The 24,928-nt window shown below is 53.1% G+C and carries 15 protein-coding genes and 1 pseudogene; 14 read left to right on the plus strand and 2 right to left on the minus strand.

Features of this window, described 5'->3' with window-relative positions:
- Window positions 1-28 precede the first annotated feature (28 nt).
- Entirely contained in the window at window positions 29-2,023 is a 1,995-nt protein-coding gene (locus tag RHM65_RS13005; RefSeq protein ID WP_322185332.1) for a nucleoside-diphosphate sugar epimerase/dehydratase, read from the plus strand.
- Window positions 2,024-2,187: 164 nt separating this feature from the next.
- On the plus strand, window positions 2,188-3,333 hold the full coding sequence (locus RHM65_RS13010; protein ID WP_322183469.1) for a hypothetical protein: 1,146 nt from the start codon (window positions 2,188-2,190) through the stop codon (window positions 3,331-3,333).
- A gap of 37 nt (window positions 3,334-3,370) precedes the next feature.
- Here RHM65_RS13010 and RHM65_RS13015 read toward each other — a convergent pair.
- Window positions 3,371-3,603 (minus strand): annotated as a pseudogene (locus RHM65_RS13015) (IS66 family transposase); the annotation flags it as partial.
- Window positions 3,604-3,729: 126 nt separating this feature from the next.
- A complete protein-coding gene (gene tnpB, locus RHM65_RS13020) occupies window positions 3,730-3,861 on the minus strand; it encodes an IS66 family insertion sequence element accessory protein TnpB (protein WP_322183471.1) in 132 nt (43 codons plus the stop codon).
- A 528-nt stretch (window positions 3,862-4,389) separates the two neighbouring features.
- On the opposite strand from tnpB, the gene RHM65_RS13025 reads away from it, so the two are divergent.
- From RHM65_RS13025 to RHM65_RS13080, 12 genes are all read left to right on the plus strand, one after another.
- A complete protein-coding gene (locus RHM65_RS13025) occupies window positions 4,390-5,832 on the plus strand; it encodes a mannose-1-phosphate guanylyltransferase/mannose-6-phosphate isomerase (protein ID WP_322183473.1) in 1,443 nt (480 codons plus the stop codon).
- Between the two features lie 255 nt (window positions 5,833-6,087).
- Window positions 6,088-7,827: a type I secretion system permease/ATPase gene (locus tag RHM65_RS13030; RefSeq protein ID WP_322183476.1), complete on the plus strand. Its 1,740-nt coding sequence runs from the start codon at window positions 6,088-6,090 to the stop codon at window positions 7,825-7,827.
- 14 nt (window positions 7,828-7,841) lie between these two features.
- Complete coding sequence (locus tag RHM65_RS13035) at window positions 7,842-9,167, plus strand: HlyD family type I secretion periplasmic adaptor subunit (protein WP_322183478.1); 1,326 nt, start codon at window positions 7,842-7,844, stop codon at window positions 9,165-9,167.
- Complete coding sequence (locus tag RHM65_RS13040; RefSeq protein WP_322183481.1) at window positions 9,164-10,576, plus strand: TolC family outer membrane protein; 1,413 nt, start codon at window positions 9,164-9,166, stop codon at window positions 10,574-10,576. Before RHM65_RS13035 ends, RHM65_RS13040 begins: the two co-directional genes overlap by 4 nt.
- Complete coding sequence (gmd, locus tag RHM65_RS13045) at window positions 10,573-11,619, plus strand: GDP-mannose 4,6-dehydratase (RefSeq protein WP_322183483.1); 1,047 nt, start codon at window positions 10,573-10,575, stop codon at window positions 11,617-11,619. The genes RHM65_RS13040 and gmd overlap by 4 nt, the downstream gene beginning before the upstream one ends.
- 132 nt (window positions 11,620-11,751) lie before the next feature.
- Window positions 11,752-12,546 (plus strand): ABC transporter permease, encoded by a 795-nt coding sequence (locus tag RHM65_RS13050; protein ID WP_322165557.1) that lies wholly within the window; start codon window positions 11,752-11,754, stop codon window positions 12,544-12,546.
- Complete coding sequence (locus RHM65_RS13055; protein WP_322165556.1) at window positions 12,543-13,766, plus strand: ABC transporter ATP-binding protein; 1,224 nt, start codon at window positions 12,543-12,545, stop codon at window positions 13,764-13,766. The genes RHM65_RS13050 and RHM65_RS13055 overlap by 4 nt, the downstream gene beginning before the upstream one ends.
- On the plus strand, window positions 13,759-17,526 hold the full coding sequence (locus RHM65_RS13060; RefSeq protein WP_322183486.1) for a glycosyltransferase: 3,768 nt from the start codon (window positions 13,759-13,761) through the stop codon (window positions 17,524-17,526). Before RHM65_RS13055 ends, RHM65_RS13060 begins: the two co-directional genes overlap by 8 nt.
- Window positions 17,527-17,787: 261 nt before the next feature.
- Entirely contained in the window at window positions 17,788-19,920 is a 2,133-nt protein-coding gene (locus RHM65_RS13065) for an acyltransferase family protein (RefSeq protein WP_322183488.1), read from the plus strand.
- Between the two features lie 233 nt (window positions 19,921-20,153).
- Entirely contained in the window at window positions 20,154-21,881 is a 1,728-nt protein-coding gene (locus RHM65_RS13070; protein ID WP_322183490.1) for a DUF4214 domain-containing protein, read from the plus strand.
- Between the two features lie 2,278 nt (window positions 21,882-24,159).
- Entirely contained in the window at window positions 24,160-24,357 is a 198-nt protein-coding gene (locus RHM65_RS13075; RefSeq protein WP_416195138.1) for a hypothetical protein, read from the plus strand.
- A gap of 231 nt (window positions 24,358-24,588) precedes the next feature.
- A complete protein-coding gene (locus RHM65_RS13080) occupies window positions 24,589-24,834 on the plus strand; it encodes a hypothetical protein (RefSeq protein WP_322165552.1) in 246 nt (81 codons plus the stop codon).
- Window positions 24,835-24,928 lie beyond the last annotated feature (94 nt).

Raw genomic sequence — 24,928 nt, forward strand, 5'->3', positions numbered from 1 at the left:
GGAGTGTTGACCGGTGAGTGAAGGGATCATGGATAAAATGCGGGCAATGTTGCTTGGCCTACCGCGACGGCAAAAGCGATTAATTCAAGTGTTTGCCGACGTGATTTTGGTTTGGGCTGCACTGTGGCTGGCGTTTGTCGTGCGCCTCGGAATTGATGAATTAATCAATCCATTATTCAATCACAGATGGCTATTTATTAGCGCTCCGGCGGTGGCAATACCCCTTTTTATTCGATTCGGAATGTACCGAGCCGTCATGCGATACTTCGGTAATGATGCGTTGATAGCCATCGTCAAGGCAGTCAGCCTATCGGCGCTTGTACTTGGAATAATTGTCTATGGGTATAGTAATCATCAGAATGTAATTCCACGCTCAGTAGTATTTAATTACTGGTGGTTAAGCATGGTTCTGATTGGGGGGTTGCGCTTAGCAATGCGCGAATACTTCTTGGGAGATTGGTTCGCTGCAGCCCAGCACGTTCCCTTTACAAACCGAAATGACGGAATATCAAAGGTAGCTATTTATGGTGCGGGTGCTGCCGGCAACCAGTTGGTGGCTGCGTTGCGTATGGGCAGATTGATGCGGCCGGTTGCTTTTATAGATGACGACGAAAGTATCTCTAATCGAGTTATAGCAGGATTACCCGTCTATAAACCGCGACATATCCAGCGCATGATTAAAGTGACTGAAGTTCAAGAAATATTGTTGGCAGTCCCTTCTTGCACTCGCGGACGTCGTCGCGAAATTTTGGGTTATTTAGAAGGTTTTCCTCTTCATGTACGAAGCGTGCCGGGTTTCATGGACCTTGCAAGTGGCCGAGTTAAAGTTGACGATATCCAAGAAGTGGATATAGGTGATTTGCTTGGCAGAGATACTGTTCCCGCTCAAGAGCACTTGCTAGAACTCTGTATCGCTGGGAAAACCGTTCTGGTAACGGGTGCCGGCGGATCAATTGGTTCGGAGCTATGTCGCCAAATTTTGGCTTTGGGACCAACCACTCTTCTTTTGTTCGAACACAGCGAATTTAATCTTTACACCATTCTCTCAGAGTTAGAGCAGCGCGTTAACAGGGAGTCGCTAACCGTCCAGATAATTCCAATCCTGGGTTCGGTAACTAATTCGAACAAAGTCTTGCATACGTTGAGGACTTGGCGGGTGGAAACGGTTTACCACGCTGCAGCCTACAAGCACGTACCTATGGTCGAGCATAATATAGCCGAGGGTGTGTTGAATAATGTCATGGGGACGCTCTATGCCGCTCAAGCTGCATTGCAGGCTGGTGTTGCTAACTTTGTGCTTATATCTACTGATAAAGCCGTGCGTCCAACTAATGTTATGGGCAGTACGAAACGTTTAGCTGAGCTTACCCTTCAAGCGCTTAGCCGTGAATTGGCTCCCATAATGTTTGGGGATAAGGCCAATATCTCGCAAGTAAACAAAACCCGATTTACGATGGTTCGCTTTGGTAATGTTTTGGGCTCTTCAGGGTCAGTAATTCCACTTTTTCATAAACAAATTAAATCAGGAGGGCCGTTGACGGTCACCCACCCCAACATCACCCGTTATTTCATGACTATTCCGGAAGCGGCGCAATTAGTAATTCAGGCGGGGTCAATGGGGATAGGGGGGGATGTATTTGTATTGGATATGGGTGAGCCGGTGAAGATTATAGAACTTGCCGAGAAAATGGTCCATCTGTCGGGGCTCAGTATCCGTTCAGAGAAAAATCCTCACGGTGATATCTCTATCGAGTTTAGCGGATTGCGTCCAGGTGAAAAACTTTATGAGGAACTGCTCATCGGTGACAATGTCGTGGCGACGCGCCATCCAATGATAATGAGTGCTAGCGAAGATTATATGACTTGGGAAATATTGAAAACCAAAGTAGCCGAACTTCTTTCTGCTATTGATGACCTTGATTACGTCCGGGTTCGTCAGTTATTACGAGATACGGTAAGTGGGTATAGCCCTGACGGAGAGATCGTTGATTGGTTTTTCTTGCAAAATCGACTTGAACCTTGAATTTTGCGAATGTGATAGTGATGTACATCCTGAGTATATTTTTTCTAAGTTGCGTCCGTCGAGCTAACGCCTTAAGTGTATTAATTAGCGTTTTTATTATTTCCATGCGTATTCACCATTAAGCAATGGCTGCCTGCTGTTAGAGTGGCGATTAAAGGAAAGAAATGAGGCGTATTACACTATTCCCACTTGGTATTGTTATCGCTTTTTTAATGAGTTGGTATATGGCAACATTTAGGTTTTCTTTCTTTTATCAAGAAATTGATCTATTACCAATTCTGGCTGTATTGGTGATAATTAGTTTTGTGTTCGCAGTAGCGCTACCGTTTAGCAAAATTTATCATACACCGGAAACTGTATCAAATGACTATTTGACGTTCTATATGCAAGCGCTGGTAGTAGTGATATTTTTTCTTGTAGAGCTTGCGTCTTTTGGTGTGCCTTTGTTTGGGTTAGATCGATCTGATTTTACCGGGTTTAAAAGTTTGCACGTAATATTTTATGCATTTATTTTTTATCTTAATATAAAGGCAGCAACGTTTGCATCCATAAGGCCAGCATTACTGATATTCGTTGTGTCCTGCTTGCTTGGCGCACTCATGTTAACAAGACAGTTATTAATGTATTCATTTCTTGTTTTTGTGATTTCTTTAGCTTCGCAGGGAAAAATAAAATTATGGCAAATATTAATAATGTGCGCTTTGGTTGTTGTCGCGTTTAGCACGCTTGGCAATATTAGGGAATCAGACGGGGGCGATCTTATATTTATAGTGGGCGGTGCAAATGAAGATGGCCGTAAACTGCCGGCTTCACTTTATTGGATGTGGTTGTATGTTGTTTGCCCAATCTATAATTTATCTTATAATTTCCAGTCACATGATATTTTAGAGATTAGGATTGACGATGTTAAAGCACTGCTTACAAATATTTTCGTTCCGGAGTTTTTTTATGCGAGATTTGAAATTCTGCGTCCAGAACCAGATTATGTTATACCGTATTTGAATGTTGCGTCAGGGTTTGGTTTAACAGCGAAATTAGCCGGTATTGTTGGTGTTTTTATACACTCAATTTCGCTATTGATATTTTATTTTCTTGGCCTGATTTTTTTGAACGGGAAATACAAGACGGCTTTCATTGTTCATTTTTCAGCATGCGCTATATTGTTTTTCTTTGATAATAAATTTATTCAGGCAGAGTATTATTTAACGTTTGTATATTTATACTTGTTTTCTTTTGCAAGCTTTTTCGTCAGATATTTTATGTTTTATAAAGGGCGGCAGCGTTCATTGATTGTCGCGGACGATGATTAATACAGTTAAATTCTTAAATAACGTTCCACGTCTTGTCCGCACGATCCAACACGCTCAGCGGCGTTACACGAGGCTGTATTTCTCCAGCCAACCTTTTAGTTGCGCGAGCACCGGAAGGCTCATTTCCTGGCGGCCGATAAAGCGCTGCTCATCGCTCACGTCTTCAAGGTCGCGCTCAATCCCGAACAGCTTATTAATCATCGCCGACGCAATATCGGCTCTCCCGGTCTTGCCCCTGGGCGGCACTTTTAGGGATTCGACAAACTCCCGGAGCAACTAGACCTGTTCTCTTAAATCGACGAACTGACCTTTATCTACCCGACGCTCACCGAACATCTGTAAAAGCATTTGCTAAAGCAGAAGTGGGTCATCAGGTAGGTTATCGGGGCGTTAAATTTATGCCCGGATGGGTTTGTTGAGGCACACGAAGAGCACCGGGTCAAAGACCGCAACCTTGATATCCAGCTCGACCAGGACGGCGAGGCCGTCGATGGACTTTCGAAAGTCGACCGGCTTGGGGGTACCCACGTCTGCTCATCGGAGCGCATTGTGGCCCAATCTATATTTCGATTACACCAAGCAGTCGGACATGCCTTCCATTCCATCCCTCCTCGGATGCAGCGTTCTAACGGTAGTAATTATGTATATCAGACAAAGTAGCTGTTTGACGGCAAGTGCCAACTGGCGGCATGTCTTGGCTACGCGGTTCGCCCGGTTAGAGTCGCTTAAGTGGGTCGGTTTTTTCATTGGCTGGATGAAAGGTCATGGGGGCCACTCATGCGAGTACTCCGCCGCCCCTAATTCTCAGTAAATTTTTTAGCCAACAGCCTCGCTAGCCCGCTAGCAAGTGGCTGATCTAGAGTGTTTTTTTGATTGGGAACAGCAATTCTAAATTAGCCCCCGCGTTGCCTGAATCTCAGCACCACCGAGTAGCTGCTTTCGTTTATCTGATATTCTCGCGTCCACTAAAATGCTGAGGTTGACCGGATCGTCACCTGAAACTGCATTCAGCATGAATTTACTCCGCCAAAATGTGGCTACTTAAGGGTTTTAGAAATGGATTTGATTCCGGTGATTTTGTCAGGAGGCGTAGGCAGCCGTTTGTGGCCCGTATCTCGCGAGGCCCATCCCAAGCCATTTATGACACTGCCTGACGGACAGAATTTGATTCAAAAGACGTTCATTCGCGCCGCCAAGCTTGAAGGCGTATCGGAGGTTTTGACCGTAACGAATCGTGAGTTACTGTTCAAAACTGAAGACGAATACCGTACGGTCAATTCATCGGCACATTCGCAAAGCTTCATTTTGGAACCGTTTGGCCGTAACACCGCAGCTGCGGTGGCAATGGCTGCATTGCATGTACAGCAGACCCACGGCGACGAGGCGAATCTGTTGGTACTTGCCGCCGATCACCTCATCCAGGACGAACCCGCATTTGCGGTTGCGGTGGCCAAAGCGGTTGCACTTTCGCAGCAAGGGTGGCTCGTGACTTTCGGTATTCAGCCGCAGTACCCGGAAACCGGCTTTGGCTACATCGAGGCGGGCGATTCGGTGGGCGAGGAGGGTGGGCTGAGGGTTGCTCGGTTCGTTGAGAAACCCGACGTTGCTACTGCCGAGCGTTATGTGGCAGCGGGTAATTATTTCTGGAACTCAGGAATGTTCTGTTTCCAGGTTGGAACAGTCCTTGAAGAATTCCGCAAACATGCTCCGGATGTACTGGCAGCTGCAGCGGCATCCCTCGCTCAATCGCGTTTGACCACCAGTGTTGGCTACCGATGCCTGGCTATTGATCCGGATACATTTGCTCAGGTCCCGGACATCTCCATCGACTATGCATTGATGGAGCGCTCTCAAAGGGTGGTCACCGTTCCGTGTGATATCGGTTGGAGTGATATCGGCTCGTGGAACGCGGTTAGCGACCTGACCAAAGCTGACGAAAACGGCAACCGCTTCGAGGGAGAAGTGCTTTCCCATGGCTCGCGCAACAACTATGTAAACAGTGAAGGGCGCCTCACGGCCTTGGTTGGTGTTGAAAACCTGCTGGTGATTGATACACCCGACGCCGTGATGATCGTTCACAAAGATCATGCCCAAGATGTAAAGCATATTGTCGGTCAGCTTAAAAGCTCCGGTCATACGCTTCACCAGCTACATCGCACCGTGCATCGCCCCTGGGGCACTTACACAACCCTCGAAAACGGCGAGCGTTTCAAGATCAAGCGAATCGTAGTGAAGCCACAAGCTTCTCTTTCGCTGCAGATGCACCATCACCGTAGCGAGCATTGGATCGTCGTCAGTGGCATGGCCGTGATCGTGAATGATGACAAGGAATTGATGCTCAATACCAACGAGTCGACCTTCATTCGTGCCGGTCACAAGCATCGGTTGAGCAATCCTGGGGTTATTGACCTGGTATTGATTGAAGTTCAGAGCGGCGATTATTTGGGCGAAGACGATATCGTTCGTTTCGAAGACGTGTACGGTCGAGTCGACAGCTAGCCAATGCGCAATCTCGCCTGTGAGGTTATTGGCTCACGGGCCACAGGTATGCGTTCAAATCCGCCGTGTCCATTGTTATAACCGATGCCGCGGGCTTGGAACGAAGATCAATCTTGCCCTTTATATCGGTCGAGAAATAGTCGATCCGAGTCAGGTTGCGAGTCATATTTATAAAACGTTTTTCATGTGTGGGGGCGTTAGGTCGGTGATACACTCCCGCGCTTTTCCAAATTCCCTCTTGGCAGTCCTGAGATTATGCGCAGTACACATGACAATAACCTCCAGGCTGCTTTGAAGGCTTGCAGGAGCAGTTTTGTATCGGTTGGCTTCTTTAGCCTATTCATCAACGCTCTGATGCTCGTACCGACCTTCTACATGTTGCAGGTTTACGGTCGCGTGGTTACCAGCGGCAGTATTTCAACGCTGGTGATGCTGACGATCATCATGGTCGTGCTGATGGTAACCATGGGTGCGCTGGAACTGGTCCGTTCGCGAATCATGGTTCGGGTCAGCACCAAGCTGGATATCCTGTTGAGTCGTGACCTGTACCGGGCCAGCTTCAAGCGCGCCTTGGTCAGTGGCGGCATGGATTCCTCAGCCCAAGCCCTGAACGACCTGACCGGCCTGCGTCAATTCATGACGGGCAACGGGTTGTTTGCGTTTTTTGATGCGCCTTGGCTGCCAATCTATATAGCAGTAATGTTCATGTTCCACCCGTGGTACGGCTGGATGGCAATCGTATGCTCGATCATTTTGGTGTGTTTCGCGATCCTCAACGAGAAAATGACCGGCGCCACCTTAGCCGTTGCCAACAAAGAAAATATCGCTGCCAGCCTCTACACCAACAAGAATTTGCGTAACGCCGAAGTCATCGAATCCATGGGCATGCTCAATACCCTGATCGATCGCTGGGCGCATCGTCAAAAGAAGGTCCTCACTCTGCAGTCGATCGCCAGCGACAAGGGCGGTCTGATGACCAATATTTCCAAGACCTTTCGCATGCTGGTGCAGTCGCTGATTCTCGGTTTGGGCGCCTACCTGGCGGTCAATCATGAAATCAGCCCGGGCCTGGTCATCGCAGGTTCCGTATTACTGGGTCGTGCATTGGCGCCTTTAGACCTGATTATCGGCAGCTGGAAAGGCTTTATCAGTGCACGTTCCCAATATGCTCGTCTGAATGACATTCTGGACACGCAAGAAAGCGAACCCCAGCGTATGTCACTGCCTGTACCTCAAGGCGACGTGCTGGTTGAAAACCTGATTGTCAGCGCCCCCGGCGGTAAAACCCCCATTATCAAGGGCATCAGCTTTGGCGTCCCTGCGGGCCAAGTGGTCGGTATCATCGGCCCAAGTGCGTCCGGTAAATCGACCCTGGCTCGCGCCCTGATGGGCATCTGGGTACCGCAACATGGCGTCGTACGCCTGGACGGCGCCGATATCAGTAATTGGGATAAAAACGAACTGGGCCCATACGTGGGCTACCTGCCACAGGATATCGAGCTGTTCGAAGGCAGCATCAGTGAAAACATCGCCCGTTTCTCCGTGGTTGATTCTGCGCAAGTGATCATGGCTGCGCGCACTGCCGGTGTTCACGAGATGATTCTGTTGTTGCCTGAAGGCTACGACACGGTGATTGGCAGCGAGGGCGTCAACCTGTCCGGCGGTCAGCGTCAGCGTATCGGCCTGGCCCGTGCCCTGTACCGCGCACCGCGTCTGATCATTCTCGATGAACCCAACTCCAACCTCGATGAGGCCGGTGAACAAGCGCTTGCCCAAGCCATCATGTTCATGAAAGGCAGCGGCTCAACAATCTTCGTGATTACTCACCGCACGACCATCCTGTCGCACCTTGATCGCCTCATGGTCATGAGCGGCGGCAGCATCTCCATGTATGGTCCGCGCGAACAAGTCATGGCTGAGCTCAACGCCCAACATCTCGCCGCTCAACAAAAAGCAGCTCAAATTGCCTCAGCCGCAGTGCCAGACAGCGTCTGATAGGAAGATTGTCGATGACTAGTAATACACTCACTACAACCGCCGATATCTTCAATGGCGTTCCAGTATCTGATACGAAGGCCCGGCGAGTCGGTTTCTGGATTGTCTTTGTGACCTTTGGTCTATTTGGTTCTTGGGCTGCTTTTGCACCCCTGGACAGCGCCGCTTATTCGCCGGGCGTGGTCACCGTTCAGAGCTATCGCAAGACTGTTCAGCACCTGGAGGGCGGCATCGTCAAAGAAGTGCTCGTCCACGATGGCGATATCGTCAAAAAAGGCGACCCGATCATTGTGCTTGACGATAGCCAGTTGAAGGCTGAATACGAAACCACCCGCAGCCAGTATATTGCCGCCAAAGCAATGGAAGCGCGTCTGCGCTCCGAGCGTGACGACAAAAGCACCATCGATTTCGATAAGATGCTCCCTGCCAACACGCCTCGTGGCGAAGAAGCACGCAACAGCGAAACTCAGGTGTTCAACGCTCGCCGTGGCTCGCGCCTGGGTGAGGTGTCGGTATTACAAGAACGTATCGGTCAGTTCAACCAGCAGATCAAGGGCACTGAAGCCATGATCGGCACCAAGGTCAATCTGGAAAAATCCTACACCGGCGAAATCGGCGAGCTCAACGAGTTATTGGCCCAAGGATTTGTCGACAAACAAAGGATGCTGGAGCAGCAGCGTAAGCTGGACATGCTCAAGTCTGAAGTCGCTGAGCTTCAGTCATCGACTACCAAGACGCGCCTGCAGATCAACGAAACGCAGTTGCAAATCCTGCAGATCAACAAAGACTTCAACTCTGATGTAGTCAAGCAACTGGCTGACGTCCAGACCAAGACCTACGACCTGAAAGAGCGCACCGCAGCGCTTGAGGATCGCTTGTCTCGTGCGGTCATTCGGGCGCCGGATGACGGCATGGTCATCGGCATGACCGTACACACCATCGGCGGTGTTGTGCGTCCCGCGACCCCGTTGCTTGACATCGTGCCATCGGTTTCGGAGTTGGTAATCGAAGCGCATGTGCAGCCGGTAGACATTGATCGCATCGCGATAGGCAAGCTGGCCGACATCCGCTTCAGTGCGTTCAATAGCGCGACCACACCGCCGATCGAAGGCATCGTGACCCAAGTCTCTGCTGACCGTCTGACCGATGAAAGAACAGGCCAACCCTACTACTTGGCACGTGTTGAAGTGACGGCGGCCGGGGAACACAAACTCGGTGATCGCAAACTGTTGCCGGGCATGCCCGCAGACGTTTTGATCAATACCGGCAAGCGAACCATGTTGCAATACATCATGCAGCCGGCGCGTAACGCTATCGCCCAATCTATGATCGAGGAATGATCGTGCGCTTGTTTCCATATGTGTTGTTGGGAATGTTGGCGCTGCAAGCCCATGCAGCCGAACCGAAAACCGCCGAGCCATCCAAGCCTAAACCTGCGTTGACCAGTGTCAGCGCCAAGGAATACTCGGCTGACCTGATGCAGCTTTACCGCGAGGCTCGTCTGGAGGATCCAAGGGTTACCGCCGCCTACGCGCGAACCGAAGCAGGCAAAGACCATGAGCGTGAAGCCTTTGGCGCTCTTTTGCCGCAGATCACTGCCAATGCCGGTGCAAACCGCATCAAGCAGACCAACGTGCTCATCAGCCAAGTCTACAACAGCGAAAACTACAGCGTAGGTCTTAGCCAGGTCATTTATAACAAAGCGACCTGGGAAAATTATAAGAAATACGAAAGCCTGGCCAAGCAGGCCATCTCCGAGTCTGATGAAGCCCAGGCCGAAGCGACTGTCGATCTGGCGCAGCGTTATTTCGCGGCATTGGCGGCTGATGATGAGCTTGAGTTAGTCCAGGCTGAGCGCCGCGCCACGCAAAAGAACCTTGACCGGGTCAGTGCCCTGTACGAAAAAAAGTACGCCATGGTGACTGACGTACTGGACCTCAAGGCCCGTGTCGATACCTTGGTTGCTCAGGAAGTGGATGCGCGCAATCAGATCCGCTTGAGTCGCGCAGCGCTTTCCGAAATCGTCGGTCGTCCTGTCACGGAGAAGCTTAGCCGTGTACGCACCGACGTAGAGCTGAAAGTCTCGGAGGAATCCTTGGCAAGCTGGGTTGATCTTGCCCAAGCCGATAACCCGAGCATCAAGGCCAATCTGAGCGCCGTCGAGGCATCCGAAGCCGCGTTGCGTGGCGGCAAGGGCGGGCATTACCCTACGCTGGGATTGAACCTCAGCGCACAAAACACCAACGAAGGCTACAACAACGCCATTGCGCCTAAAACCGACAGCTATGTGGCAGGGTTGCAATTGTCGATCCCGATTTACAGCGGTGGCTCGACTTCTGCACACGTCAGCGGTTTGTATCAGGACCAGATATCTGCCGAGATGCAGCTGGAAGCAACCCGCCGCCAAGTTGTCAAAGAAACCACCAATGCTTACCTGACCGCAGACTCAAGTGTCGAAAAAATCCGCGCTAACCGTAATGCCTTGTCGTCGGCCGAACAGTCCAGCATTGCCTCGCAAAAGGCTTTTGCCTACGGCGTGGTTAACGCCGTTGACGTCCTGACCAGCGTTCAGAACGAGTTCAAGGCTCGGCGTGATTTGCTCAAGACCCAGTACGACTTCATCACCAACCTGTTCATTCTCAATCGTTGGGCGGGCAAGTTGTCCGAAGCCAGTGTTGAAAGCGTCAATGTGTGGCTGAGCAACAACAGTAAAACGGACCTCGTACCCGACCGGACTTCCAAGCAATGAATGCATCCCGGAAATCAGTAGTTATCACGGGCATCACCGGGCAAGACGGTGCGTACCTTACCCAGTTGCTTTTGGAGAAAGGCTACAAGGTTTACGGCACCTATCGCCGTACCAGTTCGGTTAACTTCTGGCGTCTGGAAGAGTTGGGTGTTGCTACTCACGAAAACCTTGAACTGGTTGAGCATGACCTCACCGATTTAAGTGCCAGTATCCGCTTGCTGCAAAAAGCCGAGCCGTCAGAGGTTTACAACCTGGCGGCGCAGAGCTTTGTAGGCGTGTCTTTCGACCAGCCTATAACCACCGCTGAGATTACCGGAATCGGTGCAGTCAACCTGCTCGAAGCCATCCGCATCGTCAATCCGAAGATCCGCTTCTATCAAGCGTCTACGTCGGAAATGTTCGGCAAAGTTCAAGACGTTCCGCAGACCGAAGACACTTCGTTTTACCCGCGCAGCCCTTACGGCGTGGCCAAGCTCTACGCGCACTGGATGACCATCAATTACCGCGAATCCTACGGAATCTTCGGGGCCAGCGGCATTCTGTTCAATCACGAGTCGCCGCTACGTGGCAAAGAGTTCGTGACCCGCAAGATTACCGATGCGGCAGCGCGTATTTCACTGGGCATGCAGGACCGCCTGGAATTGGGGAATATGGATGCCAAGCGTGATTGGGGTTTTGCCAAGGAATACGTCGAAGGCATGTGGCGCATGCTGCAAGCTGATGAGCCGGACACCTTCGTGCTCGCCACCAACCGCACCGAGACCGTTCGCGATTTCGTATCGATGGCGTTCAAAGCCGTTGATATCAACGTGGAATGGAAGGGTACTGCTGACAACGAATATGGCGTTGACACCAAAAACGGCAAAACCATCGTTCAGGTCAACCCAAAATTCTACCGTCCTGCCGAAGTCGAATTGCTCATTGGCGACCCTGAAAAAGCCCGCCGCGTACTGGGTTGGGAAGCCAAGACCCCGCTAGAACAACTTTGCCAGCTGATGGTCGATGCGGATGTGCGCCGCAACAAGAGCGGTACCTCGTTCTGAATGCCCATGTCGGCCCGAATGCGTCCGCGTTCGGGCAGCTTCGCTTTGCCAGTAAACCCCTCACCACAAGGCCCGATTGCGGCCTATGTTTCACTACTGTTAGCTACCCGTCCTCAACAGGAATGCCTTGATTTGAATACCACTCTGCGAGAACTTTGGCAGGCGCGCCACTTCATCAAAAATTCGATTCGCAACGAATTCGTCTCGAGGGTGGTTCGCAGTCGTTTGGGTTTGTTATGGATTGTCCTTTATCCGTTGGCCCAGGTGGTTATCTACGCCTTTGTGCTGTCGGTGATCATGGCAGCCAAATTGCCCGGGCTCAACAGCGCTTACGCGTACCCGATCTACCTCACAGCCGGTATTTTGGCCTGGACGTTATTCGCTGAAATCGTCAGCCGCTGCCTAAACGTGTTCATCGAAAACGGCAATTTGCTGAAAAAAATGGTATTTCCACGACTCGCCTTGCCCACCATCGTGTGTGGCAGTGCCTTGCTCAATAACGCGGTGCTGTTAGCCTCGGTATTGGCGATTTTTGCCTTGCTAGGCCACATCCCAAACCAGCAAATCCTCTGGTTGCCAGTGCTGACTCTTTTGTTGATGGGCCTGGCCTTGGGCTTGGGTCTGGCTTTGGGGCTGCTCAATGTATTTTTCCGCGACGTTGGGCAGGTCGTTACCATCGTGCTGCAATTCAGCTTTTGGCTAACACCGGTGGTCTACAACATCGACATGCTCGGCGAGCAATACCGACGCTATTTGCACATCAATCCCATGACCGGAATCGTTCAGGCCTATCAGAGTGTGTTGGTCTACGGCCGGGCGCCGGATTTCTCTCAGTTGATTTACCCGGCGGTGTTCGCGGCGGTGACCCTGCTGATCGCGGCGGTGCTTTATCACCGCGCCATAGATGAAGTGGTGGACGTGTTATGACGGCTGCATTGAGTGTCGAAGGCATCGGTAAAGCCTTCAATAAATACCCACGGGAAAGTCTGCGTTTATTGTCCTGGTTAGGCTTCGCCACGCCATCGGTGGTTCGCAAGTGGGTGCTGCAAGACATCTCTTTTGCACTGCAACCGGGTGAGGCGGTGGGATTGATCGGCCTTAATGGCGCAGGCAAAAGCACGCTGCTCAAGATCATCACCGGTACTCTAAAACCCACCACAGGCACTGTGCGGATCAACGGCCGCGTGGCTGCAATTCTCGAACTGGGCATGGGCTTTCATGCCGAGCTGACCGGCCGGCAAAACGTGTATCACGTCGCCGGTCTCATGGGCTACACCCAGCAGCAGATCGACGGCTTCATTAATGACGTGCATGCCTTTTCCGAAATTGGCGATTACTTCGAGCTGCCGGTACGGGTTTACTCCAGTGGTATGCAGGCGCGTCTCGCGTTTGCCGTAGCCACCGCAGAGCGCCCGGAAATTCTGATCGTCGACGAAGCGCTGTCCGTGGGCGATGCCTACTTCCAGCACAAAAGTTTTGACCGGATTCGGCAATTCACCCGCCAAGGCACGACGCTGCTGTTGGTCAGCCACGATAAACAAGCTATTCAAAGCATCTGCAATCGCGCGATTTTGCTCAACGGTGGCACCGTCGCCATGGAAGGCGAGCCCGACGTGGTGATGGACTACTACAACGCGCTGCTCGCGGCCCATCAGGACCAGCAAATCATTGCCGATCCCAATAGCCAGGGCGCGATACTGTCGGGCACTGGCGAGGCGGAATTTCTCAGCCAGCAGATCCGTGACGACGACGGCAACCCGTTGGAAATCGTCGATGTCGGCCAACGGGTGCATTTGCACATATCGGCCCGTGCCCACATGGCTATCCCCGATCTCGTGCTCGGGTTCCTGATCAAGGACCGCTATGGCCAAGACGTATTCGGCACCAATACCCGGCTGCTGGATAAAGTGTGTTACGGCATCAAGGCAGAAAGCGACTTGTCGTGGTCATTTGTTTTTCCCGCCAACATCGGGCCGGGGACTTACTCCATTACCCTGGCCTTACACAGCCACGCCGGGCATATCGAGCACAATTATGCCTGGCAGGAGCGCGCCTTGATGTTCGAGGTGGTCAACCGCAGTCAGCGCGAATTTGCCGGCGTTGCCTGGCTTGGCGTTCAACTGGAGAGCCTTCAACACCATGATTGATGATTTTTATCGTGCACTGGAAGAGCGTTTTCGCGCTTCCCGTGAGGAAATTCGGGCGCGTCTTGAAGGTTATCGCCCGTTTCTATCCGCGTTGTGTCAAACCACCCCGCGACCCAAGGCATTCGATATCGGCTGTGGCCGCGGCGAATGGCTTGAGCTACTGACTGAAGTCGGTCTGGATGCGCGCGGTGTGGACCTGGACGATTCGATGCTTGCCGCCTGCCATGAGCGCGGGCTCCACGCACAGAATCAGGATGCGCTTGAGGCACTGCAAGCCCTGCCTGACGCAAGCCTGGACTTGATTTCAGCGTTCCACGTGGTTGAGCACCTGACGTTCGACTACCTGCGAGCGTTGCTAAAAGAGGCTCAGCGAACCCTGAGCCCCCACGGGTTGCTCATCCTGGAAACGCCCAACGCCGAAAATCTGATTGTGGGCACCAACAATTTCTATCTGGACCCCACCCACCAGCGTCCGGTCCCGGCGATATTTCTCGATTTTCTGTGCCAGCATTCCGGTTTCGCACAGAGCAAGATCGTTCGTTTGCAAGAAGACCAGGCGTTGCACACGCCCGATGCCTATATCGGGCTGTGGCAAGTGCTCTATGGCGTCAGCCCGGATTACGCCATCGTGGCGCGTAAGTCTGTCCCGGCAGAGCCTGCAAACGATGCGTTCGCCCAGCTCTTCAGTAAAGATTATGGTCTTGACCTACAGACTCTGGCGCAACGCCATGATCAATACGCGCTGCGTAACAACGACGCCCAGCATGCAGTCGATCAACGCCTTGAAAGCCTTGGAAACCAGCTCCATACCCAAGGCGAATACGCTGAACAACTCGCCCAGCTCTGCAAAGAAAGTGCAGAGCGCGCTGAGGCCGCTGAAGCCGAACTTCGGCTTATATACGGTAGCCGCTCGTGGCAGATAACCCGGCCCATGCGCGAGCTGTTCGATACCCTTAGGCACATGGACCGAGCGTCTCTGAAGAGAGGGCTGGCGCGGAGTGTCATCCGCCCAGTGTTCGGCACCTTGAATTATGTAAACAGCAAACCGCGTTTGGCTCAGGCGTTGCGCGCAGCAGTCAACCGCGTGCCTGGGCTGAAAGGGCAGATGCGCGGCCTGGCGTTCAGGTTAGGTAGATTAAGCCAGCCGGTTCTGTCTGACGTGTTGAGCAGTTATTCGCCGCGTGTCGTGCAACTGGGCCAGCACTTGCAACACCTGCTTGAACCTGGAGCCAAGGCGTCGGCTACGCCGCAGCCCAATGAGCGCCCGCGTCTGGCCTATGTTTCACCGATGCCGCCGGACCGTACCGGCATTGCCGATTACAGCGCCGAACTGCTGCCTGCCCTCGCTCAATACTACGAAATCGACGTCATTGTTGAGCAGGGCAGCGCAACCCCGAACGGGAGTGGCTACCAGCTGCGCGACCCGGACTGGTTGCGCCATAACGCTCACAGCTACAGCGCGGTGCTCTATCACTTCGGCAACTCGCCCTTTCATTGCTACATGGTTGAGTTGATCGAGCAGGTGCCGGGCATCGTTGTCCTGCACGATTTCTACCTCAGTGGCTTGATCTGGGCGATGGAAACCCGCCCGGCCTACAGCGGCATAAAAATGCGTGAGCTGTATTACAGCCACGGTTACAGCGCCCTGATCGAAGCCCGGCACGACGAGCGCAAAATCGCTGAGCGTTACTCTTTTAACCGCAGTGTGCTGCAACGTGCCCAGGGTGTGATTGTCCATTCGGCCGTGTCTTTGCGTCTGGCCGAACAGTCTTACGGCGCGCAAGCGTGTGCCGACTGGGTGCAGATTCCGCTGTTGCGTGAACTGGCCGATCAAAGTGATAAGGCACATTCCCGTGCCCATAGCCGCGAGGCTCTAAAAATCACCGAGGGTGCATTTATAGTCTGCAGCTTTGGATTATTGGGTGAGACCAAACTCAATGATCGACTGCTTGACGCTTGGCTCGCCTCTGACCTGGCCGACGACAGCGATTGCCATCTGGTATTCGTCGGCGATCTGGGCACCGACGATTACGCTCAAACATTGCGCAAGCGGCTGGCTGATGTGGGCGCACAGTCGCGTATCAGTATTACCGGTTGGGCGGACAGCGCGACCTTCGAGCATTACCTCGGTGCAGCCGACATTGCGGTGCAACTGCGCAGCCTGACACGGGGTGAAACCTCGGCCGCCGTGCTCGACTGCATGAACCACGGCGTGGCGACCATCGTCAACGCCAATGGCAGCATGGCCGACCTGCCGGAAACCGGCGTGTATCGCCTGCCCGATACCTTCAGCGATGCGCAATTAGCCGAAGCCCTACAATTGTTGCGCCACGATCCCCAAGCCCGCAGTGCGCTGGGCCAGCGTGGGCGTGAGGTCATCGAACAGCACCACACGCCGCAGCATTGCGCTGGCCTGTATCACCTGGCGATTGAGCGCTTTTGCCAGCGCAACCTTGAGGTCGAGCAAGGGCTACGGCAGGTGTTGGCACAGTTGCCGATTCCCGTTCGTGAAACCAATGAAGTGCTCGCACAGGCTGAACAGCTTCTGCAAGGGCGCCTCGACCCGCTGCGCCCTCGGCAATTACTGTTAGACATTACCGGCACCTTTAACGTAGACCGGCACAGCGGTATAGAGCGCGTAGCCAAGGCATTGACGGTCGCTTTGCTCAACCAGCCACCCGCTGGGGTGCGTGTCGAGCCGGTCTACCTCTCCAACCTCGGCGGCCATTGGCATTACCGTTATGCCAACGCATTCACGGCCAAACTGCTGGGCTTGCCCTTTGCGCTGGTAGACCGAGGCATCGATTATGGTCCTGGTGACCAACTGATTGCCCTGGACCTTTCCGGCAACTCGTTGGTTCAAGCCAGTCTTTGCGGTCTGTATAAGCGTCTTCAGGCTGGGGGCGTCAACTGCCGGGTGCTGGTTCACGACCTGTTGCCGGTAACCTGCCCTGAATTGTTTCCGCCGCAAGCGGACCACCACTTCGCTGATTGGCTGAACCATGTCGCACGACTCGACGGCGCGGTATGCGTGACTAACACCGTAGCGGGCGAGTTGCGGCAGTGGATGCACAAGGCGTTGCCCGATCGAGTGGCTCATTTCACCTTCGATCACTCTCACCACGGTGCCGACCTGTCTAACTCGTCGCCCAGCCAAGGCCTGCCCTCTGAAGCCAATGAGCTGATGGCGATGTTTGCCATGCGCCCCAGTGTATTAATGGTGGGCACCCTCGAACCGCGCAAAGGTTATCTGCAGGCTGTCGACGCATTCACCCAGCTGTGGGAGAGCGGGGTCGATGTCAATTTGGTCATCGTCGGGCGTGCCGGTTGGCAACAATTGCCGCTTGATCAGCAGCGCAGCATTCCGCAACTGCTGGCGCGGCTGGCCAACCACCCAGAGAAAGGCCGGCGCCTGTTCTGGCTCGACGGTCCCAGCGATGAGTTTCTTGAACTCATTTACGCCAGCGCCAGTGGTTTGCTCGCGGCTTCCGAAGACGAAGGTTTCGGTTTGCCATTGATCGAAGCTGCGCAGAAGGGCCTGCCAATTTTGGCCCGGGATATTCCGGTCTTTAGAGAAGTCGCCACCCAGCACGCGTGTTACTTCACTGCCGATGATCCGCGGCAATTAGCGGCGGCAGTGAGCAGTTGGGTAGAGAAGGGGTTTCAACCCTCGTCCATCGACATGCCATGGCTGACCTGGCAGCAGAGTGCTGACAATCTTCAGCATTTATTGCTGGACTCACCGGCAACCGCCCTTTAAACATTCGCGCATCGGCGCGCCACGATTGCAACGTGCGCGCGCTCTGTCGCAAAGGGCGTCATTGCAGTGGACACAACGCATTTATATATGCCAATTTCCCGGCCATCGCTTAGTAGCTATCTATATAGATAGCTACTAGCGAACAACCTATCCATCGATCCAGGCCATTTGGATCATCAGAATCCGAAAAGAAACATTCCCCTTGCCTTGTTACGTGCTGAAAGGCGAATTAGGGTTGCGGCGATTTTTGCGAGAAAACCGATGAATTTGACACCGCTTCCCCCTGTTGCTCGCACACCCTACTTTCCTTACATCGACGGCATACGGGCCTTGGCCGTCCTCGCTGTGCTTATTTATCACCTGCACGGCCCGTGGTTGCCGGGTGGGTTTGTTGGGGTTGACGTATTTTTTGTCATCTCTGGCTTTGTCGTCAGTGCCTCGATCGTCAGTTTTCGTGGACGTGGTCTGCTGCAATTTTTCAGCTATTTCTATGCTCGGCGGATCAAGCGGATCTTCCCGGCGCTGATCGTCTGCTTAGTGGTGACCGCCTACGTCACTGCGTTGTTCGTACCGGTTTCGTGGCTCAGCGAGGTTAACCAGAAGACCGGGCTCTATGCGTTTTTCGGTTTGAGTAACTTCATCCTGGCCCGGACCGGTCGTGACTATTTTGCGCCCACCACCGACTTCAACCCCTACACCCACACCTGGTCGCTGGCGGTGGAGGAGCAGTTCTACCTGGTTTTTCCGCTGATGTTCCTCGCGTGGCTAAGTGGTCGTAAGGGCCGTGGGCTGTCCATTGGCCTGTTTGTCGTGGCCGGCGTGGCCTCGCTGATCTTCGCGGGGTGGCAGAGTGCCGTCAGCCCTACCGCAGCCTACTTCCTCAGCCCAAGCCGTTTTTGGGAACTGGCCGCCGGGGTGTTGCTGTTTCAATTAACCCAACAAAAACCGGTGGTCGAAACCCTGTCGTCCGGGCCGAGGAATGGATTCTTTGCCGCCCTGTCTTTGCTGCTGTTGTTGGCGGCGCTGGCGTTTACCTCATCGAGCTATTTTCCGTTTCCAGGTGCCTTGCCTGCTGTCGTGGGAACCGTGGGGATTATTTACTATCTGCACCATCACCCGCAGCTCAAGCGCCTGCATAAACTCTTGGGTAACGGCCCTCTGGTGTATATCGGCCGCATTTCCTATTCTCTTTACCTTTGGCATTGGCCAGTGTTCGTTTTATTTCGCTGGACAGTCGGAATCGACACGCCTTTGCTGCGCTTTTTGGCAACGGTTCTGGCGTTTGCCCTCGCCATTGCGTCGTACACATGGATTGAAACCCCGATTCGCCATTCGCGCTCCCTTCTTCGGTTGTCACAGGCGGCGGTCATTACCCTTGGCCTGGCGTGCATCGGTGCTAGCTGGTGGGGCGCTGACACGATCGCCCTCTATGAACACCAGATTTCTCTGAGCACCGTGAGTAAAAACCAGGACGACTGGTACCCCCATGGTTCCTGGTTTAGCGCCGAAAACCCCGGTTGCCTCGCCGAACCGGAGTACAGCGATGTGGGTGGCGGCTTGATGATGATCTACAAGCCTTACCACTGTGTGACACCGCGCCCAATTAACGAACACAGTATTTATGTGATCGGCGACTCCCACGCGTTGGCGTACGAAGGCCTGTTCAAGCAATACGCCATACGCAACAGCACCCAGGTGTTTGTCTACAACAACGGCGGTTGCCCGTTCATTAGCCTGCAACCCTACAGAGAAAACGATAACGCTCAGTGTCAGCAGTACGCCAAAGCGTCGCTGGAAGACCTCCACAATCGGATCAAGCCAGGGGATGTGTTGTTTTTGCCGTCCCTGCGCTTGGCGCGGCTCTCGGATCAGTGGATATCGTTTGGGGAACAAGACGCCGACGCCATAATGTTCGGGCCGGCCGCCGATGCGGGGCGCGAGCGGGTAATAAAAGACGCAGTGGTTATTTTGAAAGGGTTTTCTGACAAAGGCGTACAGATCGTTTTCGAGGGCCCAAAACCGATATTTCGTGCTCCGCCCTTTCGTTGCGCTGACTGGTTTAACCACAACAACCCGATTTGCGCACCCGGTTTCAGCGTGCCGAAAGCACTTATGGAAAGCTACCGCGCACCTGTTTTGCAGTCTTTCGCCGCGATCATCCAGCAGGTTCCGAATGTTTCTGTCTGGGACCCATTCCCAATTTTGTGCCCAGGTCAAGCCTGCAATGCGTTCCGTGATGGCAAACCGCTCTTCCTGGATGGCGATCATTTGAGCGGCAACGGCAACGTTTTGCTTTTAAAAGATTTCACAGAATTTATGGCGAAACGCCTTCTGCCATTGGGAAAACCGGGCGCGAACATTTCTGGTGCCCCACCTAAAGACAGATCCCTGTAGGAATATTCTTGTTTGTACGTGGGAAAGCTGTGTAGGATGGCCGGGCTTAATAGCAAATAGTCCGAACGTTGGTATGGAATCGAAACGAAATGGACTAAGTGCGTTTGGCGAGTAACACCATTTACAAAGGGGCTTGCCCCAATACGGGGCGCTGCACCCAGGCTGGGGCCGACGGGCCCGCAACACCCAAGCCTGCCTGTCGATTCGACAAATAATTTTGGAGAAGTACCGAAATGGCAACTCAAGCACAAATCGCAGCAGTACAACAACTGTACGTAGGTTACATGGGCCGCGCAGCTGACTCAGCTGGTCTGGCGTTCTGGGCTAATGCTATCGCTACTGGCACCGCTACCATCCAGTCTGTTGCGACAGGCTTCACCCTGAGCGCCGAATACAGCACTGCCTACGCAGGCTTGGCTAACGACGCTCTGGTTGACAAGGTTTACAACAACGTTTTGGGCCGTGCTTCTGATGCAACCGGTAAAGCGTTTTGGGTTGCTGCTTTGGCCAGCGGTTCCGTGACTGCCGCTACACTGGTTGCCACCATCGTGACCAACCTTGGCGCACAAGACCAAGCTACTATCAACAACAAAGTGTTTGTTGCTCAGACTTACACCGACGCTGTTGGTACTTCGTACAACACTTCTGCTGGTGCTTCGGTAATCGCTCACGTTGACAGCACTTCTGCCTCGGTTTCTGCTGCTATTACTGCAATCAGCGCTGGTACTCTGGCGGGCGGCATCCCTGGTTTGAGCCTGATCAACGCTCAGTTTGCTGCTACAGACGCTATCACTGCCTACGGCGTTGCTGCTGCAACTGCTAACCCAACTTTTGTGGTTGCGACCCCTGGCGTTCTGCTTTCAAGCGACGCAACCGCTGCTTTGACCCTTGCTAATACCGCACACGGCAGTCAAACCGACGCAACTTATGCTGCAAACGTAACTAACGCTACTAACACCTTGGCTTCCGCCAAAGCTGCTTCAGTCGCTATCGTTGGCGCTACTGCTCTTGCTGCTTATGATGCCGCTGCTACAGCTGATGTTGCTGCTCACGCTGCTGTTACTGCAAACGCAACTGCCTATACCGCCGCTGCGGCCGGCTTGAATGCTTCGGTAGCTCCTGGTTCGACTGTGACCTACGCGAGTTTGTCCGCTCAGGCAGGTGTTTCTACTGCATTCGCGACCGTTGCCGATGTCCTCGGCTTTCTGAACTCACCTAGCGACGCCACCCACCGTGCTGCTCTGGTAACCGAGCTGAACAAAGTAGCTTCCTTCGGCGCTGAAGTTGTTCACACTAGCGATTTGGCTGTAGCTAGTACTGCTGCTGACGCCGCGCTGCTAAGTGCTACCACTACGATTCAGACCGGTGCTGGTGCATCAACCGCTGCAACTAATTACATGAACGCTGAAGCTGGTTTGGTCACTGCGAACACTGCCTTGGCTGCCGCTCAGGCTGCTGATATCAATATCGCTGCCGATCAGGCAATTATTGACCATTACACGGCACTGAACGCTACTTCTACTGCTGCTGCAACTGCAATCACCAACTTCCAAACTGCTAACTCGTCCACTGTTGCTTTGCACGCCGTTGGTGCTGGCTCAATATCTGGCGGTACTGCTCCTCTGTCGGACGTGTTTTACTTCTCTTCGAAAGCTGTTGTTGCCGGTAACACCGGTTCTATCACTTTCGGTGCTGGTGACTCTATCGTTCTAGGCGCTGGCTACACATACAACAATGGCGCTCTGACTACCGGTAACGGTAACGCGTTGGAGTTCTTCCTGCAGAAGACGACCACTGGTAGCACTCAGCTCGTTGTAGAAACTGCTAACTACGGCAGCTCCGATTCAACTGTTAACGCTACTACCGGTGTTGTTACCGCTGGTCACGCAGCAGTTATCACCCTGACTGGCGTAACTGCTGATCACCTGTCGGTTGCAAACGGTGTTGTCAGCTACGTCTGATAATCGCTGATGTGAATCCAACACTGGGCCTTCGGGCCTTGTGAAGGGCTCTCGAAAAACCCGCCCCTCAAAAGGCGGGTTTTTTAATGCCTTCAATTTGATCATGGCGTAATCTTTTGCGGATAAACGCACGTCCCGGTGTGGCCGGTGGCCGTTGAGGCCTGCATCATCAATTCCCAATAGGCCTGATACAGTGGCCCACTCTTCCACTCTTCGGGATGCCTGCCCGACTGTGTGCTAGCGCTTTCCTCAAGTCCTGAATTAAGCGCGGCTGCCGATATTGCCCGGCCGATAACCTCCTTGTATTTGTAGTTTGCGCTCGCTGTTGATGTTCAGCGCCGTAATTGAGCGCGCCCACCTTAGAATCGGGCGGCCCTCTGTAGATACCAACTTGTTGGCGAAGGTCCTTCGGACTGATCGCAGTCTCCGGCCCCTCTTATCAAACAAATATCACGCATTAAAATATCGACAGTTAAGACGCGGGCTTGCCCGAAGCGGTCTCAATGGGCTGACTCGGTTTTAGCTGAAAGCATTGAGTTACTGATTTACGACTGCTGCGTAGCCGATCGCAGGCAAGCCTGCTCCCACAATTAATGGGTTATCTTTTGCTACTGAAGGCGGCGACAAGATTTCAGTGTTTACTATTTCATGTCTGCCAAAGTCCCCGTGGGAGTTGGCTTGCCAACGAAAGCGTCAATACAGGCGACCCAAGTTTTAAGCCGATATCAGCAGCGCGATGACGAGCCTCTTCGCAGGCAAGCCTGCTCCCACTATTAATAGGTTATCTTTTGCTGCTGAAGGCGGCGCCAAGATTCAGTGTTTACTATTTCATGTCTGCCAAAGTCCCCGTGGGAGTTGGCTTGCCAACGAAAGCGTCAATACAGGCGACCCAAGTTTCAGGTCGAAATCAGCAGCGCGATTGCCAGCCTCTTCGCAGGCAAGCCTGCTCCCACAATTAATGGGTATCTTTTGCTACTGAGGCGGCGACAAGATTTCAGTGTTTACTATTTCATGTCTGCCAAAGTCCCGTGGGAGTTGGCTTGCCAACGAAAGCGTCAATACAGGCGACCCAAGTTTCAGGCCGATATCAGCAGCGCGATGACGAGCCTCTTCGCAGGCAAGCCTGCTCCCACAATTAATGGGTTATCTTTTGCTGCTGAAGGCGGCGACAAGATTTCAGTGTTTACTATTTCATGTCTGCCAAAGTCCCCGTGGGAGATGGCTTGCCAACGAAAGCGTCAATACAGGCGACCCAAGTTTTAAGCCGATATCAGCAGCGCGATGACGAGCCTCTTCGCAGGCAAGCCTGCTCCCACAATTAATGGGTTATCTTTTGCTACTGAAGGCGGCGACAAGATTTCAGTGTTTACTATTTCATGTCTGCCAAAGTCCCCGTGGGAGATGGCTTGCCAACGAAAGCGTCAATACAGGCGACCCAAGTTTTAAGCCGATATCAGCAGCGCGACGACGAGCCTCTTCGCAGGCAAGCCTGCTCCCACTATTAATGGGTTCTCTTTTGCTGCTGAAGGCGGCGACAAGATTTCAGTGTTTACTATTTCATGTCTGCCAAAGTCCCGTGGGAGTTGGCTTGCCAACGAAAGCGTCAATACAGGCGACCCAAGTTTCAGGCCGATATCAGCAGCGCGATGACGAGCCTCTTCGCAGGCAAGCCTGCTCCCACAATTAATGGGTTATCTTTTGCTACTGAAGGCGGCGACAAGATTCAGTGTTTACTATTTCATGTCTGCCAAAGTCCCCGTTGGAGATGGCTTGCCAACGAAAGCGTCAATACAGGCGACCCAAGTTTTAAGCCGATATCAGCAGCGCGACGACGAGCCTCTTCGCAGGCAAGCCTGCTCCCACTATTAATGGGTTCTCTTTTGCTGCTGAAGGCGGCGACAAGATTTCAGTGTTTACTATTTCATGTCTGCCAAAGTCCCCGTGGGAGATGGCTTGCCAACGAAAGCGTCAATACAGGCGACCCAAGTTTCAGGTCGAAATCAGCAGCGCGATGACGAGCCTCTTCGCAGGCAAGCCTGCTCCCACAGTCGTCAACTGTGTCATTGAAGTCCAAGAGCCATACCGGCTTCGCAGCCTTGGGCAGCGTCAACAAAAATGTGTGTCTCCAAAATCTGTGGGACCGAATTTATTCGGGAAAGCTTCAGTCCTGGCACCCTGCAACCTAACCCACACAGTTTTACCGACATCGCCTGGCCAGCGTAATTGATTTGCTAAAGTCCGAGACCAAATTTACCCAAGGAAGGTCTTCTTGAAGCACATTCAGTATTTGATTCTGGTCTTATCCGTCACTGCATTGTTTGGCTGCGTGGTTCCGAGTTCATACAGCAAAACGGTTTCTGTAACCAAGGATGCAGATGGCCGGGTCATTCAGACGGTTGAAAGCGAAACGGTTGTGCAGGGCGCCAAGGGCTATCCGCTGCGCCTTGAGCACATCAAGGGTGTTCAAGCCGATTAAGGCTGACACGTTGGTGCCCACTACAAGTGCGGACAAGCCTTCGTCTCGTCTTTGCTTAGTTGACACCTCATTCCCATAAGCCGAATGTCCTCTGCACGAACAGCTAAATACCCGGTTAGGCGAGTCCGCGATAGTTGTAAGCGATGAGCCGCGCCTGTACGAAAGACCAGTAGCATCCAGTTGCTCGTGATAGTAGCGTGCCCTTCATATCAAACTCTCTATGGAAGCAGAATGAAGCACACGTATATTTTTATCCTTGGAGAGAACCATCAGGTCGCCAGCATTGAGTCCGACGGACCGTTGCCCCACTTGAAGATCGGCGTACACCTTGACCTTGATTCAGACGACTACCGAGGCACGCCGGGTATGCACCTTGAAATCGAAGATATCTCTGTTGTCCTGCACCAGATCGGCGGCAAAGTGGTGCGTAATGATGTATGCCTTCATTGCGCAGAGAGGCCTGGGCTCGCTCATTGAGCTGATAAACGTCGCATTCGGTCGGCTCGGTTGGCAAGCCCCGCGTGGGGCCTTTATAATGCCGGCGTGCAGCTAGCCCGACGGGGTGAAGAGG

It is taken from the genome of Pseudomonas sp. CCI4.2, assembly GCF_034350045.1.
In the GTDB taxonomy this organism is placed as follows: domain Bacteria; phylum Pseudomonadota; class Gammaproteobacteria; order Pseudomonadales; family Pseudomonadaceae; genus Aquipseudomonas.